The organism is Streptomyces sp. NPDC031274, from assembly GCF_055570235.1.
Genome location: NZ_JBVIHP010000275.1, coordinates 1 through 1,309, shown reverse-complemented (window position 1 = coordinate 1,309; position 1,309 = coordinate 1). Strand labels below are relative to the sequence as shown.

Below are 1,309 nucleotides of genomic sequence, written 5' to 3'. Positions count from 1 at the left end.
GACGTACCGCACCGGGGCACTGAACATGTGCACGAGGCGCGAGTACGGAATGAGCGCGAACAGGGTGAAGCCGAACAGGATGTGCAGCTTGAAGGCGAGCGGCGCGCCCGCCATCCGCGTGTAGTCGGGCGAGAAGGTGAACAGCGACCGGAACCAGGGGGAGATGCCCTCGCGGTAGTTGTAACCGTCCGTCGCCCCGGTGGAGTTGAGGATCGTGGCAAGCAGCCCGAGGACGATCGCGCCGAGCAGGAAGGTGTACATCAGGTGGTCGCTGCGCAGGGTGGCCCTGCGTACGGCAGGCACCGTCAGGCGACGGTGCACGAGCACCCCGATCCCGATGACGGCCGCGGCGCCCGCGACGGCGCCGGTGCCGACCGCCACCAGGTGGTACGTGTGATCGCTGACGCCCACCGCGTCGGTCCAGCTCTGCGGGATCAACAGGCCCACGACATGGCCGAGTACGACGAACAGCATCCCGAAGTGGAACAGCGGCGAGCCGATCCGCAGCAGCCGCGACTCGTGCAGCTGGGAGGAGTGGCTGGTCCGGCCGAACCGGTCGTAGCGTGCGCGCCAGACGGTGCCCGAGATCAGCAGCGCGATCGAGACGTAGGGCAGTACGCCCCACAGGAGCAGATCGGTCATGCCGATGGCCTTTCGGAGATTCCGTTGACGGTGGGCCGAGTGGGCCAGGGCAGGTCGATGCGGGCGCCGAAGGGCTCCCCTGAGGGCCCGATCCCGACGAGTTCCTGCGGCGGCCCCTTGCGTGCCATCGCCTTGGCCTCCTCCCTGGTCTGCGGGGAAGGGCCCGGCAGCGTGGTGCAGAGCGCCTCGAGAACGGCCGCGTAGGGGGTGTCCGCCGCCGCGACGGCCAGCCGCAGCAGCTCGACCCCGACCCGGTGCTCCTCCAGCAGGGCGGTGCCCGCTTCCGGGCATCGGGCGGCGAAGTCGAGGACCACGGGCAGGAAGTCGGGCAGCTCCTCGTCGGCGTACCGCAGGCCGTGGTCGCGGTAGATCTGCTTGACGCGTACGAGGGACATGCCGCGCCTGCGGGTGTCGCCGTCCGCCCACCACGTGAGGTAGAGACAGCGGCGATTGCGGGTGTCGAAGGTCGCCGTGTAGTGCGCGCACAGGTCGAGGGGTGCAGTGGCGGCGACATGATCGAGGAACCCGGCGAGGAGCGCGGCGGCCCCCGGGGCCGCCCCGTCGAGGGCCGCGCGCAAGTCGGGCAGGTCCACGTACCACCGGGTCCATGGGTACCCCAGACAACGGCCACCCCGGAGCCGCGGGACGTCGTCAGCGGTTACCGGAA

At 70.4% G+C, this 1,309-nt stretch carries 2 protein-coding genes; both read right to left on the bottom strand.

What is annotated here, in order from left to right:
* Positions 1 to 642, bottom strand: a 642-nt coding sequence (narI, locus tag ACZ5CR_RS45625) for a respiratory nitrate reductase subunit gamma (protein WP_468869699.1), incomplete at its 3' end; no start/stop codon positions are given.
* On the bottom strand, positions 639 to 1,262 hold the full coding sequence (gene narJ, locus ACZ5CR_RS45620; protein ID WP_468869701.1) for a nitrate reductase molybdenum cofactor assembly chaperone: 624 nt from the start codon (positions 1,260 to 1,262) through the stop codon (positions 639 to 641). The genes narJ and narI, both read right to left, overlap by 4 nt.
* Between the last annotated feature and the right edge of the window lie 47 nt (positions 1,263 to 1,309).